Raw genomic sequence first — 15,559 nt, 5'->3', positions numbered from 1 at the left:
TGTTATTCATTTAAAATATGAAACTTATATTCGTATATTAAAAATTCTTTATTAGGTTTTAAAACCGTAGTAAAACCATATTGTTTTTCTAAATCTTCCAAGTATTGTATTTCCTCTCCTATAACCTCTGATAATTCTGGATTAATTTCTATTTGAACCTTTTTATTTTTTACATGAGGTCCCATTTTTATTAGTCTTCTAAGGATTTCATAATAAATCGTCTTTTTATTTTTTATTTTACCTTCTCCATGACAATAAGGACAGGTTTCATAAAAAATCTGATAAAGGGAGTCTCTTTTTCTTTCTCTCGTCATCTGTAAAATTCCTAAAGGTGAGATAGGAAGAAAGCTATTTTTAGCTTTATCTTTTTTCATGGCCTCTTTCAAGGTCTGTAATACCAGTTCCTGATGTTCAGGGTCTTCCATATCTATAAAATCTATTATAACCAATCCACCTATATTTCTTAATCTTAATTGATAAGCTATTTCTTCAGCTGCCTCTAAATTTATTTTAAAAACCGTCTCTTCAAGTTCTTTTGTTCCTGTGTATCTTCCTGTATTAACATCTATAGCTGTAAAAGCTTCACAGGGTTCTATAACAATAAAACCTCCAGATTTAAGCCAGACTTTACGAGATAATATCTTTTTAACATCTATTTGAATTCCATGAACTGCAAAAATGTCTTCTCTTCCCTGATAAAGTTCTACATAAGGTGCTAAATTGGGAAAGTATCTTTCTAAAAAATTTTTTATTTCTTCATAAAATTTTTTATCATCAACCACTATAGCAGAAATTTCTTTATTAAAAAGGTCTCTAATTGCTCTTAAAGCTATATTAAGTTCTTCATAAATCAAAGCCGGTGCTTTAAATTTTTCAGCTTTTTCTTTAATTTCATTCCATAAACATAAAAGAAATTCCATTTCTGATTTTAATTCTTCCTCTATGGCATCTACAGCTGCGGTTCTGATAATCCAGCCTGTATTTTCTGGTCTTATTTTTTCTACTATTTTTTTTAATCTGGTTCTTTCTTTTTCATCTTTAATTTTTCTTGACACCCCTATACGATTCATATAAGGAAGATATACTAAATAATGGCCTGGAAGAGTAAGATTTGTTGAGACTCTGGCTCCTTTATTACCAATAGGTTCTTTTATAACCTGAACCAAAATTTCCTGACCTTCTTTAAGAACTTCATGTAAATTACTTATCATTACACTTTCTTTACCCCAATCTATCTCTGAAGAAGGCATTATATCATCACCAAAGAGAAAAGCTGTTCTTGAAAGACCAAGATCTAAAAATGCAGAATTTATTCCTGGAACAACTCTTACCACCTTTCCTTTATAAATATTCCCAACTAAGCCTTTATCTGAGGGTCTTTCTACATAAAATTCTACTAATTGTCCATTTTCTATAAGACCTACTCTTATCTCAAAAGGTGCATAATTAATGAGAAGTTTTGCCATAGTTTAAAATTTTAATTCTTTTATAAATGCTTTTACCAATTTTTCTAAACGTTTTTCTACTTTTTTAGATTGTTCTACCACTTCAGAAAATAAAATAGGCTTGAAATTATCTGGATCATTTACATTAGAAATAACAGAAAGTCCTAAGACCTTAAGTCCTGCATGGACTGCTACTATCACTTCTGGAACAGTGGACATACCTACAGCATCTGCTCCTATTATTTTTAAAAATCTGGTTTCTGCAGGAGTTTCCAGACTTGGACCTGGCACTGCTACATAAACTCCTTCTTTTATTTCCTCTTCTAAATCTCTTGCTACTTTTTTAAATAATTCTCTTAATTCTGGATCATAGGCTTGAGACATATCAGGAAACCTTGGTCCCCAATCTTCATAATTTGGACCTCTTAAAGGATTATCAGGAATTAAATTAATATGATCCTTTATAAGCATTATATCACCTGATTTAAAAGACAAGTTTAAACCACCTGAGGCATTAGAAACAATATAAATTTTTGGCTTAAAAAGAGCAAGCACTCTTAAAGGAAAAGTGAGCTCCTTAGCAGAATAACCTTCATAATAATGGAATCTTCCTTGTAAAACAGCTATTTTTTTTCCTTCTAAAATACCAAAAACAAGCTGTCCTTTATGGGTTTCTACTGTAGAAACAGGAAAATTGGGAATTTCTTTATATGGAAATACAGCAATTTTATTAACCCTGTCTCCTAAGGAAGAAAGCCCTGTGCCAAGAGTTATTATAATATCAGGTTTAAAGGGTATTATTTTCTCTAAATATTCGTAAGTTTCTTTAACTTTTTTAAAATTGAGATCCCTCTCCATTACTGGTCTCTTCTATAAATTTGGTTGTAAATTTCGGTCTTCCAAGTTCATCTATTTCTAAGATTTTTACTTTAATAGTGTCACCTATACGATAAACTGATTTTAAATCCTTAGGTGGATTTTCCATTTTAGAAATATGAAGTAGTCCTATTTTCCCTGGACAAATCTCTACAAAAAGACCATAAGGTTCTATTCTTGTAATTCTGCCTTCGTAAATTTTACCAATTTCTACTTCACATACCAACTTCTCTATTGCTTTTTTAGCTGCTTCTATATCTTCCTTAGTTTGTCCTGTAATAGAAACTTTACCACCTTCAAGAACCCAGATAACTGTATTAGTTTTTTCTCTAATCTCTTTAACAGTTTTTCCTCCAGGTCCTATAATGAGAAAAGCTTTATCTTCAGGGACAGTAATTATCTCAATTTTAGGAGCATAAGGAGATAATTCTTTTCTTGGCTCAGGAATAGCTTCATACATTTTATCTAAAATAAATAAACGAGCTTTTTTGGCTTTTAAGAGTGCTTCTTCCATAATTTCTTTTTTTAGTCCTTTTATTTTGATATCCATCTGGATACTGGTTACCCCTTCTCTTGTCCCCGCCACTTTAAAATCCATATCACCCAGTTGATCCTCTTCACCAAGAATATCTGTCAAAATTACATATTTATCTCCCTCAACAGCAAGTCCCATAGCTATTCCTGCTACATGTTTTGGTAGAGGTACTCCTGCATCAAAAAGAGCTAAAGAACCTGCACAAACTGTAGCCATAGAAGATGAACCATTAGATTCCAAAACATCTGAGACTATACGAATAATATAAGGAAATTCTTCTTCAGGAGGTATAAAAGGCTCTAAAGCTCTTTCTGCCAATGCGCCATGTCCTATTTCCCTTCTACGAGGTGGTCCCCAAGGTCTTGCATCACCTGTACAAAATGGAGGAAAGTTGTAATGAAGCATAAATCTTTTAAAGGTTTCTCCTTCATAAATACTTTCTACCAATTGAGCCTCTTCATGAGATCCAAGTGTTACTGTAGCAAAAACCTGAGTTTGTCCACGTGTAAAAATAGCACTTCCATGGGGTCTTTCAAAAGGATGAACTTTAATACTTATAGGTCTTATTTCATCAGGAGTGCGTCCATCTATTCTTCTACCCTCACTAAAAAGTTTTTCTCTTAAAATTTTACTTATTAATTTTTTGTAGGCGTACCCTAAAGCTACTTTATTTATTTCTTGAGTATCCAAGGTTGATAAAAATTCTTCTAAAATTTTATTTAAAGTACTTTTTCTCTGTCTTTTATCAGAAATATTTAAAGCTTCTTTTATGCGAGGAGAGCAGAATTCTTCCAGATTTTTCTGGATTTCTTCAGAAAGTTTTAAAGATTCTACCTCTAATTTAGGAACCCCTGCCTTGGTCTTTAATTCTTCCTGAGCTTTTATCAAAGGCTGACATTTTTCTAAAGCTAAATAAAGAGCTTCTGTAATAACCTTTTCATCTATTTCTTTAGCTCCTCCTTCAACCATAACAATAGCATCTTTTGAACAAGCAACTACTATATCTAAATCTGCTTTTTGTCTTTGTTCATAGGTTGGATTAGCTACAAATTCACCTTCAACTCTTGCTATTCTTATACCAGCAATGGGTCCTTCAAAGGGAACTTTGGAAAGATGTAAAGCTGCTGAAGCTCCCACCATAGCAAGAACATCCGGATCATATTTTTCATCTGCAGAAAGGGTAAGAGCTGTTACAACTACATCATAAAAAAAACCCTCAGGAAAAAGAGGTCTAATAGAACGATCTATCAAACGAGAAACCAAAATTTCTCTATCTGTAGGTTTCCCTTCTCTTTTTATAAACCCTCCTGGGATTTTACCCCAGGCTGAAGATTGTTCTCTATAATCAACAGATAAAGGAACAAAATCTATTCCCTCTACTATATTTTCTCCCATCACAACTGTAACTAAAACTGCAGTATCTCCTTGTTTAACAATTACAGAAGCATCTGCTAATTTAGCATATTCTCCAGTTTCAATAATAATAGGAACTTCTGCACCAATTTCAGCTTCCACCTTTTCCATAACCATAACCCCTTATAAAGATTAAAATATTTTTAAACCAGTTTAAAGTTTAGAGTATATCTTTAATTTTTCAAGAGAAATTATTAAAAACATTAAAAATCTTAATAAATTTTTGAATTTATTTCTTAGATAATAAAAGCTTTTTTAAAGGAAGGAGTCTTTATTATTTAAGAATTTATTCTTGACGACTTTTGTAATTACTCTAAAATTATTTTAAGTAGATAAAATTAATATATTTTTTGGGAATAAAAATGGAAATTACCATTGAAGAAGATTATGCTATAAGAACAGTAACTTATTTAGCTAAATATCCTGAAAGGATTATTCCGAGACGCGAGATATCTAAAATAATGCAAATCTCTAAGAATTTTTTAGCTAAAATCGCTCAAAAACTTGAAAAAGCTAAAATTATAAAAATTTACAAAGGACGAAAAGGAGGTTACAAATTAACTAAGGAACCTGAAAAAGTTACTCTTCTTAAGGTTATAGAGGAAATTAAAGGTGAAATTTTTTTAAATAAATGCCTTTTTAATTCCAAAGCCTGTCATCGCAGTTCTTATTGTTCTGTCCATAAAGTTTGGAAAGAAATTAAGAATTTTTTCAGAATAATTCTTTCACAATCCCATTTTAAAGATCTCGCAGAAAAAGGACCCTGTTTCCTTTATATTTCTTTGGATTAAAAATATTAATTTATTACATTAAAAGGAGGTGATAATTATGGAAATTATAGTCTGGTTATCAAGATTGCAATTTGCTACAACAGCAATGTTTCATTTTTTATTTGTGCCTTTAACACTTGGTCTTTCTTTTTTAACTGCTATTTATCAGACTCTATGGTTAAAAACAGGGGATGAGGATTACAAAAGAGCAGCCAGATTTTGGGGGAAACTTTTTATTATCAATTTTGGATTAGGAGTAGTAACCGGTATTACTTTAGAATTTCAGTTTGGAACTAACTGGCGTCATTATTCTGAATTTGTAGGAGATGTTTTCGGACCACTTTTAGCTATTGAAGCCACTATGGCTTTCTTTTTAGAATCTGTTTTTATAGCAATATGGTGGTTTGGGTGGAATAGATTAAGTCCTAAAATTACTACTCTTGCTATTTGGCTTACTACAATAGGTTCTAATATTTCAGCTCTATGGATTTTACTTGCTAATGGATGGATGCAAAACCCTGTAGGATATGTTATCAAAAATGGTAGAGCTGAACTTGCCAGTTTCTGGGATGTTTTTACTAATTCCTTTGGATGGTTAGAATTTTTACATACTGTTCCTGCTGGTTATGTATTAGGAGGATTTTTTGTGCTTGGAATCTCAGCTTATCATCTTTTAAAGAAAAATGAATTAACTTTCTTTAAAAAATCCTTTAAGGTTGGTGCTATTTGGACTTTAATATGGTCTATATCTTTATTGATAACTGGTCATTTTCATGGAGAGGAAGTAGCTAAAAAACAACCTACTAAACTTGCTGCTATGGAAGCTATATGGGAAACTAAAAAAGGAGCAGACTTCCCACTTATAGCTTTCCCTGATGAAAAAAAAGAAAAAAATGTAGTAGAAGTTCTTAAAATACCCGGACTCGTAAGTTTTCTTTCTTATAATGACTTTAGTGCTGAAATAAAAGGTCTCAAAGAATGGCCCAAAGAAGAAAGACCACCTGTAGTTTTAACTTTTTGGAGTTTTAGAATAATGGTAGGGTTAGGACTTTTATTCATCCTTCTCAGTATATGGGCTGTAATAAAAAGAAAAAATCCTGAAAATTATCCACTTCTTTTGAGACTTCTTTTGATAAATATTCCTCTTCCTTATATTGCCTGTGAAGCTGGGTGGATAGTTACAGATGTAGGAAGACAACCATGGATTATTTATGGTCTTTTAAAAACAAACGATGCAGTTTCTCCTATTTCTGCATCTCAGGTTGGTATCAGTTTTCCAGCTTTTATTGTAGTGTATAGTATTTTAGGAATTATCTGCTTCTGGCTTATAATAAAATATGCCAGAAAAGGACCAGAAGTAGAAAACTCAAAAATAAAAACCTCTATTGATTATTAAAAATTTTAGAAAAGGAGGTGATATTATGGAAGGAAATATTTATCAAGTTATCTGGTATATTCTCTGGGCAGTGCTATGGACAGTATATTTTGTTTTAGATGGATTTGATTTGGGGGCAGGAAGTATACTTTATTTTATCGGAAAAAATCAAAAAGAAAGAACAGTAGTTTATCAAGCTATTGGACCCTTTTGGGATGGAAATGAAGTCTGGTTAATAACTGCTGGAGGAGCTACCTTTGCAGCTTTTCCCAAAACTTATGCTGTAATGTTTAGTTCTCTTTACTCTCCGCTCCTCTTATTACTTTTCTGTTTAATTATAAGAGGTATAGCAGTAGAATATAGAAATAAATATGAAAATTTTATATGGAAAAATCTATGGGATCTGGCTTTTTTCTTAGGAAGTATTTTAGCTACTTTTCTTTTAGGGGTTGCCTTTGCTAATATTTTTCAGGGGCTTCCTATAGATGAAAAAGGTAATTATCACGGAAATCTGTTCACTTTGCTAAATCCTTATGGTATCCTGGGAGGATTTCTTTTTGTATTTTGTTTTGCTGTGCATGGAGCAAACTGGCTTGCTTTTAAAACTGAAGGAAGATTAGCAGAAAGAGCTGCCAGTTTAGGCAAAAAACTCTGGATTGTAGCTATTATTTTAGCTGCTCTTTTCTTCTCCGGTTCTTATCTTTCCACCGATCTATGGAAAAACTATTTTAATCACCCAATTCTTTGCATATTCCCTGTTTTATCTTTAACAGCTTTTTTCTTGGTTCCTCCTATGCTTTCTAAAGAAAAATATTTAAAAGCCTGGATAGCATCTGGTTTAGGAATTTTCGGTTTTTCAGCCTGGGCTTTTATTGGGCTGTTCCCGAATATGTTTCCATCTTCTCTCAATTCTTCATGGAGTCTAACATGCTTTAATAGTTCTTCCAGTGTATTAACTCTTAAAATTATGACCATAGTTGCTTTTATTTTTGTCCCTATTATTTTAGCCTATACTATTTGGGCTTATAAAATTTTACATTTCAAAGTACCCACTCAATAAGAGTTGTTTTAGGCTTTTTTTAGAAATTCTAATCAAATTTTTAACCCCCCTTGGGGGTTCTTACTTGCAATTTTTTCCTTTTTTATTAGTATATGGTAAAAGCTTATTTTTTCAAAATTTAAGAAGGAGTTTATTATGAAAATACTTTTGGAAATTAAAGATCTTTGGGTTGAAATAGAGGGTAAGGAAATTTTAAAAGGAATAAATTTATCTATTCCTGTAGGAGAAACTCATGTAATATTTGGTAAAAATGGATCAGGGAAAACTTCTTTACTTATGACTATAATGGGATTTCCTGCTTACAGAGTAAAACATGGAAAAATTATTTTTAAAGGTGAAGATATAACAGATCTTCCCCCTTATGAAAGAGCAAAAAAAGGAATAGGTATAATGTTCCAAAGACCTCCTACAATTAAAGGTGTAAAACTAAGGGATATTTTAAAATTGTGTGCTAAAGAAAATAATCTAAAAATAGAAGAACTGGCTCAGTCATTTGGTTTTGAAGAATTTTTAGATAGAGAAGTTAATAAAGGTTTTTCAGGAGGTGAAATTAAAAAAAGTGAACTTCTTCAGCTTTTAATTCAAAATCCTGATCTGGTTTTACTTGATGAACCAGAATCTGGAGTAGATGTAGAAAACATGCAACTTATAGGAGAAATGATAAAAAAGCTTTTACAAAAAGACATTCATCATAAACCAAGAACAAAAAGTGGTTTAATTATTACCCATACTGGTTTTATTCTTAAATATATAGCTGCAGATCTGGGATATGTAATTATTGATGGGGAAATTTATTGCAAAGGTAATCCTATAGAAATATTTGAAGGAATTCAAAAATATGGTTATGAAGGATGCAAAAAATGTTTAAAAAGATTCAATTTTTTATCTGAGACAGGAGGATAAAAATATGTCTAAAATAGATCCTAAGAAATTCAAATCTGCTAAAAAAAGTGATATTCCTAAGGATTTATCAGAGTTAAGTGAGGAAGAAAGAGAGCGTTTAAAAGTTTTGGGCTTGGATGAGTCTTTAAAAAGGGAAGGAGAATTTGTTCAAGTAGATGCAAAACCTCTTTTGTGTAAAAAAGAAGTTGAAGGGCTTGAAATATTACCTATTACAGAGGCTTTAGAAAAATATAAATGGCTTAAAGATTACTATTGGAAAGCTCTTTCTCCTGAAAAAGATGAATTTACTAAAGCAGCAGCTGAAGATTTAGATAATGGCTATTTTGTTAGGGTTTTGCCTAATTACAAACTTATTTATCCTGTCCAAGCTTGTTTGTATATAAGAACAGAAAATATATCTCAAAAAGTTCATAATATAGTAATTGTAGAAGAAGGAGCAGAGTTAAATCTTATTACCTCCTGTGCAGTTCATCCCCATATCACTTCTGCCTTACATATAGGTGTCTCAGAGTATTATATAAAAAAAGGGGGGAAATTAACTTTTAGTATGATACATATGTGGGGAGAAGAAACTATAGTAAGACCAAGAACAGGTATTATAGTAGAAGAAGGAGGAACTTATATTTCCACTTATGTAAACCTTTTCCCTGTAAAAAGCATTCAAACTTCTCCTGTGTGTAGACTTTTAGGTAAAGGAGCCAGGGCTTCTTTTGCTACTATTGTAGTAAATCATCCTGATTCTTATATAGATATTGGAGGAGAAGTTTATTTAGAAGCTCCAAATACCAGAACCGAGATAATTTCACGCACTGTAGTTTACGGAGGAGAAAATATAGCAAAAGGAAAAATTGTAGCCAAATCACCTAAGGTTAAAGGACATTTAGAATGTCAGGGGCTTATGCTTTCACATAAGGGGATTATGAAAGCTATTCCAGAGCTTGATAGTTATTTTTCTGATGTAGAACTAACTCATGAAGCTGCAGTAGGTAAAATTGCCAAAGAGGAAGTTGAATACCTAATGGCAAGAGGATTAAGCGAAGATGAAGCAACCTCTCTTATTGTAAAAGGCTTTTTAACTATTAAAATAGAAGGAATTCCTCCTGCATTACAAAAACAAATTGATAAAACCTTAGAATTAGCAAGTCTGGGATTTTAAAAAAGGAGTTTAAATGAAAATAAAATCTTATTTGAAAAATCTTACTCCTTATCCTCCTGGGAAAACCATAGATGAGATTAGGAGAGAGCTGGGAATTGCAGGTGCTATTTATAAATTTAATTCCAATGAAAATCCTTTAGGTCCTTCTCCTAAGGTGATAGAGGTTTTAAAAACCTATCTTTCTGAGGTTAATCATTATCCTGAGGCAAGTTATATAGAATTGAAAAAAGCTTTGGCTAAAAAATGGGAAGTTTCCCCTGAACAGGTTGTTTTAGGAAATGGATCTGATGAGGTAATGGAATTTATTTTTAAAGCTTTAATAGAACCAGGAGATGAAATTCTCATAAGTAATCCAAGTTTTCTTATGTATGAAAAATTTGCAGAAATCTATGGAGCAAGGGTAAAGAAGATTTCTTTAAATTCAGATTTAAAACATAACCTTCCAGGATTTCTTGAAAATATTACAGAAAAAACAAAATTGATTTTTTTAGATCACCCCCATAATCCTACAGGAAGTGTCTTAAACAGGAAAGAATGGGAAAGTTTTATTAATAGTTTACCAGAGGAAATTTTATTAATTATAGATGAAGCTTATGGAGAATTTATAGATAAAGATTTTATCCCTTTGGGGATAGAGTTTTTAAAAAAGGGTTATAAAGTTATCATACTTAGAACTTTTTCTAAAGCCTATGGTTTAGCGGGATTAAGATTAGGTTACGGTATAACCTTTTTAGAACTTGCTAAGGTGCTTGATTCTGTAAGACAGCCTTTTAATATAAACCTTTTTGCATATAAAGCTGGATTAGCTGTTTTGGAAGATAAAGAATATTTTGAAAAAAGCATAAAAATTGTTAAAGAAGGCAGAAAATACTTGACCAATGAACTTACTAAACTTGGTTTTAAAGTTTTTCCTTCTCAGGCTAATTTTATAATGGTTGATTTTGGAGAAAAAGCTGATAAACTATATCAAAAATTATTAAAAAAAGGAATTTTAATTCGTCCTTTAAAAGCTTATGGTTTTTCCACATGTTTAAGAATTTCTATAGGGCTTCCAGAGGAAAATGAGATTTTAATTGAAAATATTAAAAATATTTTAAATGGCTAAAAGATTTACTCTTGAAAATCTTTTAAGTTTATCTATTATTTAAGTAACTAAAAAATTTAAAAAGGGGTGATAGTATAACCAGTATGCAGGTACAAAATTTAAAAGATGAGGTAATTACAAAAGAATTGGTTTTTGAAGAATATCCTGTTCTGCGTACCCTTTATGGAGAAAGAGGGCATCATTTTAAAATTTTGGAAAACTTTTTCAGGGTCCATCTAACTTTAAAGGGAAATCATGTTTTTATTACAGGAGAACCTCTTGATTCAGAGCTGGCAGAAAAAGCTATAGAAGAATTATACGGACTTATAAAATCCGGTTATAATATTTATCCTGCGGATGTAGAATATGCTTCTCGTATAATTTTGGAAAATCCCAAGGCTAATTTAAAAGATATTTTTTTGGATACCATTTTTGTAACTTCTGGTAGAAAAATTATCAGCCCTAAGGGTGTAACACAGAAAAAGTATATTGAAGCTATAAGAAGATCTGAAGTAGTTTTTGGAATAGGCCCTGCTGGAACAGGAAAAACCTATCTTGCAGTCGCTATGGCTGTTTCTTATCTTATGAAAGGGGAAGTAAATAGAATTATCTTGGTAAGACCTGCAGTAGAAGCTGGCGAAAAGCTTGGTTTTTTACCTGGGGATATTACAGAAAAAGTCAATCCCTATTTAAGACCCCTGTATGATGCTCTTTATGACATGCTTTCTTTTGATAAAGTGGTAAGACTTTTTCAAAAGGGTGTTATAGAAATAGCTCCTCTTGCTTTTATGAGAGGAAGAACTCTTAACGAAGCCTTTATTATTTTAGATGAAGCTCAAAACACCACCTCTGAGCAGATGAAAATGTTCCTTACACGTTTAGGACAAAATTCCAAAGCTGTAATAACTGGAGATATTACCCAGATAGATCTTCCTGATGTTAAAAAATCTGGATTAGTAGAAGCAATAGAGATATTAGAAGGTATAAATGGAATCAGCTTTGTATATTTTACAAAAAAAGATGTGGTAAGACATCCTATTGTTCAAAAAATAATAGAGGCTTATGAAAGAAAAGAAAAACAAAACAAAAAGGAGGAGGATTAAACTTTGTTAGATGTATTTATAGGAAGTTTACTCCAGGTGATAGACTTACTTTTAACCCTTTATATATGGGTTATTATTGCAAGATGTATAATCTCTTGGATAATGCCCTATCCTTTTCACCCAGCTGTTAGGTTTTTATACAGAATTACTGAACCTGTTTTAGCTCCTGCAAGAAAGATAATTCCTCCTATTTATGGTTTAGATTTAAGTCCAATTTTGGTAATCTTTGCAATTTATTTTATTAAAAACATGATACACTATTTTCTTATTAAATTATTTATCTATAAATATGCCTTTCCACTTTAAAAAATGATTTTAGAAATAAAGGTCAAGCCTGGAGCTCGAAAAGATAAGATTATTGTTTTTAAAGAACCTAATTTCTTAGAAGTTTCTTTAAAAGCCAAACCTGAAAATAATAAGGCCAATGAAAGTTTATGTAAATTTCTAAGTAAAATCTTAAAAGTTTCTAAAAATGAAATTAAAATTGTTAGAGGAAAGACATCTAAAAATAAAATTCTTAAGATTGAAGAACTTTCGGAAAAAAATTTTTCTGAAAAGATAAAAACTTTCTTAAAAGGAGAAAAATGAGAAGATATATCTTCTTTGATCTTGATGGAACTTTATTGGACAGTATGCCCTATCATGCCAAAGCCTGGTTAGAGGCTTTTTCTCAGTATGGTCTTGAATTCAATGAGGAAGATATATATTTACATGAAGGAGCTATAGAACTTGATTCTGCCAAGAATCTTTTTTTACAAAAAGGAATTAACCCTACTCGTGAATTTTTTGAAAATTTATTTAAACTTCAAAAGACTATTTTTAAAACTAAATATGCTAAATTAGTTAAACCTTTTCCAGAGGTTCCGGATTTATTAGAAAACCTTAAAAAAGCTGATAAAAAGCTTGCTTTGGTTACAAGCTCTCATAGCGAAATTTTTGAAGAGGTTTTTCCTAAAAGTTTAAAATCTTATTTTTCTATTATAATCACAGGAGATCAAATAGAAAAACGCAAACCTCATCCAGATCCTTATTTAAAGGCTTTGAAAGCTTTAAAAGCTTCTAAGGATCTCTCTGCGGTAGTAGAAAATTCTCCTGCTGGAATTATCTCTGCTAAAAATGCTAAACTTTTTTGCATAGGTATTACCACAACTTTACCAGAAAAACACCTATCCTTAGCTGATCTCATAGTCAAAAATCATCAGGAATTAAAGGATATTTTGGTAAATGGCAAAACGTAAAAGAGAAAAATATCCTGTTTTTCATTATAAAGAATACTTTGGTAGATACTCTCAATTAATTCCAAATTATGAGACTTTTTTAGAATATTTAAAAACTCCCATGCCTCAATATTTTAGAATTAACACTTTAAAAATTTCTCATCCTGAAGAAATAAAAAATCTTTTAAACATTTTAAAAGCTAAAGGAGCTAATTTTGAAGAAGTAAAAGAAGTTCCTTATTTTTACAGAGTTTTAAATAATGAAGAAATCTCCTTAGGAAATTTAGAGGAGTATAGTTTGGGTTTAATTCATTCCATGACATTAGCAAGCAGTCTCCCAGTAATTGCTTTAGATCCTCAACCAGGAGATTTGATTTTAGATATGTGTGCTGCTCCTGGTGGAAAAACAGGTCTTATGGCAATGGTTACCAATGATCAAGCTGTTATTGTTTCTAATGATAAAAGAATAGACCGTCTTACTGCCTTAGTTTCTAATATAAAAAGACTTGGAATAACCTGTGCTATTACCACACGTTATAGAGGAGAACAATTTCCCTTTGGTATCCCTTTTAATAAAATTTTAGTAGATGCTCCTTGTTCTGGAGAAGGAAGATATAGGATAGGTTTAGAGGGTGAAATTCTTTATCAAAAAGGCACAGGAAGAGCTAATCTTCCTTCTATTCAAAAAGGGTTATTAGTAAGAGCTTTTGATTTAGTGCAACCCGGAGGAATTATCGTCTATAGCACCTGTACTATAAATCCTAAGGAAAATGAAGAAGTAGTAGATTATCTTTTAAGAAAAAGACAGGCTGAAATTTTGGATTGGGAATCCCCGCTTCCCTATCATGAAGGGCTTACTGAATGGGAAGAAAAGCCTTATCATCCTTCTTTAAAATTTACAAAAAGATTTTATACCCACGAAATTCAAGCAGTAGGCTTTTTTGTAGCTAAATTAAAAAGACTTGCTTAAAAGAATTATATAATAACTTTTAGATTTATCCTTTTTGGCTTTAAAAGAATACACCTTCAAATTCTGTTTAGAAACAATACTTTTTAATTTTGAATCCAATTTTTTTCTTACTATGAGAACCCCACAATTACTTAAAGCTTCTTCTAAAATTTTATAATCTGGAATCCTTTTATTTAGTCCTGCATAAAAATAAACATTAGCTACCGGTTTACCAAAGGGAGAATAGGAGCATATTTTATAATCAGGATTTTGTTTTTTAATTTTTGCTATAAAATTTCCTGTTTCTTTTTCAGAAGCAGAAGAAAAATAGGGTTGAACAAAACCAAAAAAGATAAGTTCTATTAAGGCCACCTGTAAAATCAATCTAAAAAAAACTTTTTCATTTTTTAATAAAAGAATTAATAAAAAGCTAAAAACTCCTAAAAAAGGAGGAAGATAAATTAAAATACCTGGTAAAGAGGAAGCAAGTTTTAATTTTAAAAGTATCAAAGGACATAAAATTAAAATAATTGGGAAAATATAACTTAATTTGAAATATAATTTTTTTAAAATCTGAGAAGAAAGATTTTGTAAATAATAAACCACTAACAAAATAGTATAAGGTAAAATCGGTAAGATATAATAACCTCTTCTTGCTTTTGCTAAAGTAAAAATAATAAAAATAGCTAAATTAGATAGAAAAATAAATTTCTCATCGGTGTTTAAATTTTTAAAATAACGCAGACTATAATAAATTGCTCCGATTAAAAATAAACTCCAAGGAGCTATCCAGATAGGCCAATAGTATAAATAGATATAAAAAGGTCTAAGATTATCATAAGGGTTAATAGCTTGTTTTAAATTTTCTTTAAATAAAAGGTAAAAAGGTAAGTCGCTATGTATTTCTGAAACAGTTTTTAAAAAAGGAAAAATGTATAAGGTAAAAGCTATTAAAAAAGCTAAAAGATTTTTCCAGTTTAAATGATAAAATCTTTTATTTAAAACAATTTCTATAAAAAAAGCAGGAAGCATTACCGCAAAGGCAGTATGCCCTTTAGATAAAGCTCCCCATACTATACCAAGCCAAAAAAGAAAATACCCTGTAAAACTTATTTTTTCTCTGTAATAGATATAAGCTGTTAAAGCCCAGATAATACCAAATAATTGAAAAATTTCTGATTGAGCTAATCTGGAAAATTCTAAAAATCCCCAAGAAGTAAAAAACAAACCTGTAGAGATCAAGTCATAGGGATATTTAAAAAATCTTTTACTGAGAAAATAAAAAAGAAATACAGAAAAAAAACCACATAAAGCACCTGGAAATCTTACTATTCCTTCATTAATTTTTTGGAATATTAAAGCTGAAAGTTTAATTAGCCAGAAAGGAACAAGAGGTTTGGTAAGATGTGGTTCAAAATTGATGGTAGGCACAAACCAATCCTTTCTTAATATCATTTCTCTTACTGCTTCAGCCCAGCGTCCTTCTACACCAAAGAAAGGTCTTATACCTAAGTTAATAAAAACAAGTAAAAAAGCAGTAAGAAAAAATAAAATCAACCAAGATTGAGGGACAGTTTTATTTTTATTCATAATCATTTGAAAATACTACGTTAAAATATTTTGTCAATTCGTAATATTATGCTATAATATCCTATTTGGAATATACCTAAGGA

The 15,559-nt window shown here is 30.9% G+C and carries 15 protein-coding genes; 11 read left to right on the top strand and 4 right to left on the bottom strand.

Features of this window, described 5'->3' with window-relative positions:
* Nucleotides 1-2: 2 nt before the first annotated feature.
* From CC87_RS03430 to CC87_RS03420, 3 genes are read right to left on the bottom strand one after another with little or no spacing between them, the layout of a single operon-like run.
* Nucleotides 3-1,466: an Rne/Rng family ribonuclease gene (locus CC87_RS03430; protein WP_038056152.1), complete on the bottom strand. Its 1,464-nt coding sequence runs from the start codon at nt 1,464-1,466 to the stop codon at nt 3-5.
* 3 nt (nt 1,467-1,469) lie between these two features.
* Nucleotides 1,470-2,303: a purine-nucleoside phosphorylase gene (locus CC87_RS03425; protein ID WP_038056150.1), complete on the bottom strand. Its 834-nt coding sequence runs from the start codon at nt 2,301-2,303 to the stop codon at nt 1,470-1,472.
* Nucleotides 2,281-4,380, bottom strand: a complete 2,100-nt coding sequence (locus tag CC87_RS03420; RefSeq protein ID WP_084222183.1) for a polyribonucleotide nucleotidyltransferase — start codon at nt 4,378-4,380, stop codon at nt 2,281-2,283. Before CC87_RS03420 ends, CC87_RS03425 begins: the two co-directional genes overlap by 23 nt.
* Before the next feature lie 251 nt (nt 4,381-4,631).
* Here CC87_RS03420 and CC87_RS03415 point away from each other — a divergent pair, with 251 nt between their 5' ends.
* The 11 genes from CC87_RS03415 to CC87_RS03365 all read left to right on the top strand — a co-directional run bounded on the left by CC87_RS03415 (nt 4,632) and on the right by CC87_RS03365 (nt 13,907).
* On the top strand, nt 4,632-5,060 hold the full coding sequence (locus tag CC87_RS03415) for an RrF2 family transcriptional regulator (protein ID WP_038056147.1): 429 nt from the start codon (nt 4,632-4,634) through the stop codon (nt 5,058-5,060).
* Between the two features lie 37 nt (nt 5,061-5,097).
* Nucleotides 5,098-6,435: a cytochrome ubiquinol oxidase subunit I gene (locus tag CC87_RS03410; RefSeq protein ID WP_038056146.1), complete on the top strand. Its 1,338-nt coding sequence runs from the start codon at nt 5,098-5,100 to the stop codon at nt 6,433-6,435.
* Between the two features lie 25 nt (nt 6,436-6,460).
* Nucleotides 6,461-7,474, top strand: a complete 1,014-nt coding sequence (cydB, locus tag CC87_RS03405; protein WP_038056144.1) for a cytochrome d ubiquinol oxidase subunit II — start codon at nt 6,461-6,463, stop codon at nt 7,472-7,474.
* Nucleotides 7,475-7,609: 135 nt separating this feature from the next.
* Nucleotides 7,610-8,377: an ABC transporter ATP-binding protein gene (locus CC87_RS03400; protein WP_038056142.1), complete on the top strand. Its 768-nt coding sequence runs from the start codon at nt 7,610-7,612 to the stop codon at nt 8,375-8,377.
* Nucleotides 8,378-8,381: 4 nt separating this feature from the next.
* Nucleotides 8,382-9,533, top strand: a complete 1,152-nt coding sequence (locus CC87_RS03395) for a SufB/SufD family protein (RefSeq protein WP_038056140.1) — start codon at nt 8,382-8,384, stop codon at nt 9,531-9,533.
* Nucleotides 9,534-9,546: 13 nt separating this feature from the next.
* Nucleotides 9,547-10,638, top strand: a complete 1,092-nt coding sequence (gene hisC, locus CC87_RS03390; RefSeq protein ID WP_038056138.1) for a histidinol-phosphate transaminase — start codon at nt 9,547-9,549, stop codon at nt 10,636-10,638.
* Nucleotides 10,639-10,721: 83 nt separating this feature from the next.
* Complete coding sequence (locus CC87_RS03385) at nt 10,722-11,720, top strand: PhoH family protein (RefSeq protein ID WP_038056136.1); 999 nt, start codon at nt 10,722-10,724, stop codon at nt 11,718-11,720.
* A 3-nt stretch (nt 11,721-11,723) separates the two neighbouring features.
* Nucleotides 11,724-12,026, top strand: a complete 303-nt coding sequence (locus CC87_RS03380; protein ID WP_038056134.1) for a YggT family protein — start codon at nt 11,724-11,726, stop codon at nt 12,024-12,026.
* A 3-nt stretch (nt 12,027-12,029) separates the two neighbouring features.
* Nucleotides 12,030-12,308: a DUF167 domain-containing protein gene (locus tag CC87_RS03375; RefSeq protein WP_038056132.1), complete on the top strand. Its 279-nt coding sequence runs from the start codon at nt 12,030-12,032 to the stop codon at nt 12,306-12,308.
* Complete coding sequence (locus CC87_RS08600; protein WP_051920498.1) at nt 12,305-12,958, top strand: HAD family hydrolase; 654 nt, start codon at nt 12,305-12,307, stop codon at nt 12,956-12,958. The genes CC87_RS03375 and CC87_RS08600 overlap by 4 nt, the downstream gene beginning before the upstream one ends.
* Entirely contained in the window at nt 12,945-13,907 is a 963-nt protein-coding gene (locus CC87_RS03365; RefSeq protein ID WP_038056130.1) for an NOL1/NOP2/sun family putative RNA methylase, read from the top strand. The genes CC87_RS08600 and CC87_RS03365 overlap by 14 nt, the downstream gene beginning before the upstream one ends.
* On the opposite strand, the gene CC87_RS03360 is transcribed toward CC87_RS03365, so the two are convergent.
* Nucleotides 13,890-15,476: an ArnT family glycosyltransferase gene (locus CC87_RS03360; RefSeq protein WP_038056128.1), complete on the bottom strand. Its 1,587-nt coding sequence runs from the start codon at nt 15,474-15,476 to the stop codon at nt 13,890-13,892. The two genes, CC87_RS03365 and CC87_RS03360, sit on opposite strands and share 18 nt — an antisense overlap.
* Nucleotides 15,477-15,559 lie beyond the last annotated feature (83 nt).

This window comes from Thermodesulfobacterium hydrogeniphilum, from assembly GCF_000746255.1.
Lineage (GTDB): Bacteria > Desulfobacterota > Thermodesulfobacteria > Thermodesulfobacteriales > Thermodesulfobacteriaceae > Thermodesulfobacterium > Thermodesulfobacterium hydrogeniphilum.
The sequence above is the reverse complement of the archived record's forward strand: the minus strand, read 5'-3'. Positions and strand labels throughout refer to the sequence as shown.

Coding starts and splice junctions, on each gene's coding strand:
- CC87_RS03430 (WP_038056152.1), bottom strand. CDS start 1,466: ATGGCAAAACTTCTCATTAATTATGCACCTTTTGAGATAAGAGTAGGT.
- CC87_RS03425 (WP_038056150.1), bottom strand. CDS start 2,303: ATGGAGAGGGATCTCAATTTTAAAAAAGTTAAAGAAACTTACGAATAT.
- CC87_RS03420 (WP_084222183.1), bottom strand. CDS start 4,380: ATGGAAAAGGTGGAAGCTGAAATTGGTGCAGAAGTTCCTATTATTATT.
- CC87_RS03415 (WP_038056147.1), top strand. CDS start 4,632: ATGGAAATTACCATTGAAGAAGATTATGCTATAAGAACAGTAACTTAT.
- CC87_RS03410 (WP_038056146.1), top strand. CDS start 5,098: ATGGAAATTATAGTCTGGTTATCAAGATTGCAATTTGCTACAACAGCA.
- cydB (WP_038056144.1), top strand. CDS start 6,461: ATGGAAGGAAATATTTATCAAGTTATCTGGTATATTCTCTGGGCAGTG.
- CC87_RS03400 (WP_038056142.1), top strand. CDS start 7,610: ATGAAAATACTTTTGGAAATTAAAGATCTTTGGGTTGAAATAGAGGGT.
- CC87_RS03395 (WP_038056140.1), top strand. CDS start 8,382: ATGTCTAAAATAGATCCTAAGAAATTCAAATCTGCTAAAAAAAGTGAT.
- hisC (WP_038056138.1), top strand. CDS start 9,547: ATGAAAATAAAATCTTATTTGAAAAATCTTACTCCTTATCCTCCTGGG.
- CC87_RS03385 (WP_038056136.1), top strand. CDS start 10,722: ATGCAGGTACAAAATTTAAAAGATGAGGTAATTACAAAAGAATTGGTT.
- CC87_RS03375 (WP_038056132.1), top strand. CDS start 12,030: ATGATTTTAGAAATAAAGGTCAAGCCTGGAGCTCGAAAAGATAAGATT.
- CC87_RS08600 (WP_051920498.1), top strand. CDS start 12,305: ATGAGAAGATATATCTTCTTTGATCTTGATGGAACTTTATTGGACAGT.
- CC87_RS03365 (WP_038056130.1), top strand. CDS start 12,945: ATGGCAAAACGTAAAAGAGAAAAATATCCTGTTTTTCATTATAAAGAA.
- CC87_RS03360 (WP_038056128.1), bottom strand. CDS start 15,476: ATGAATAAAAATAAAACTGTCCCTCAATCTTGGTTGATTTTATTTTTT.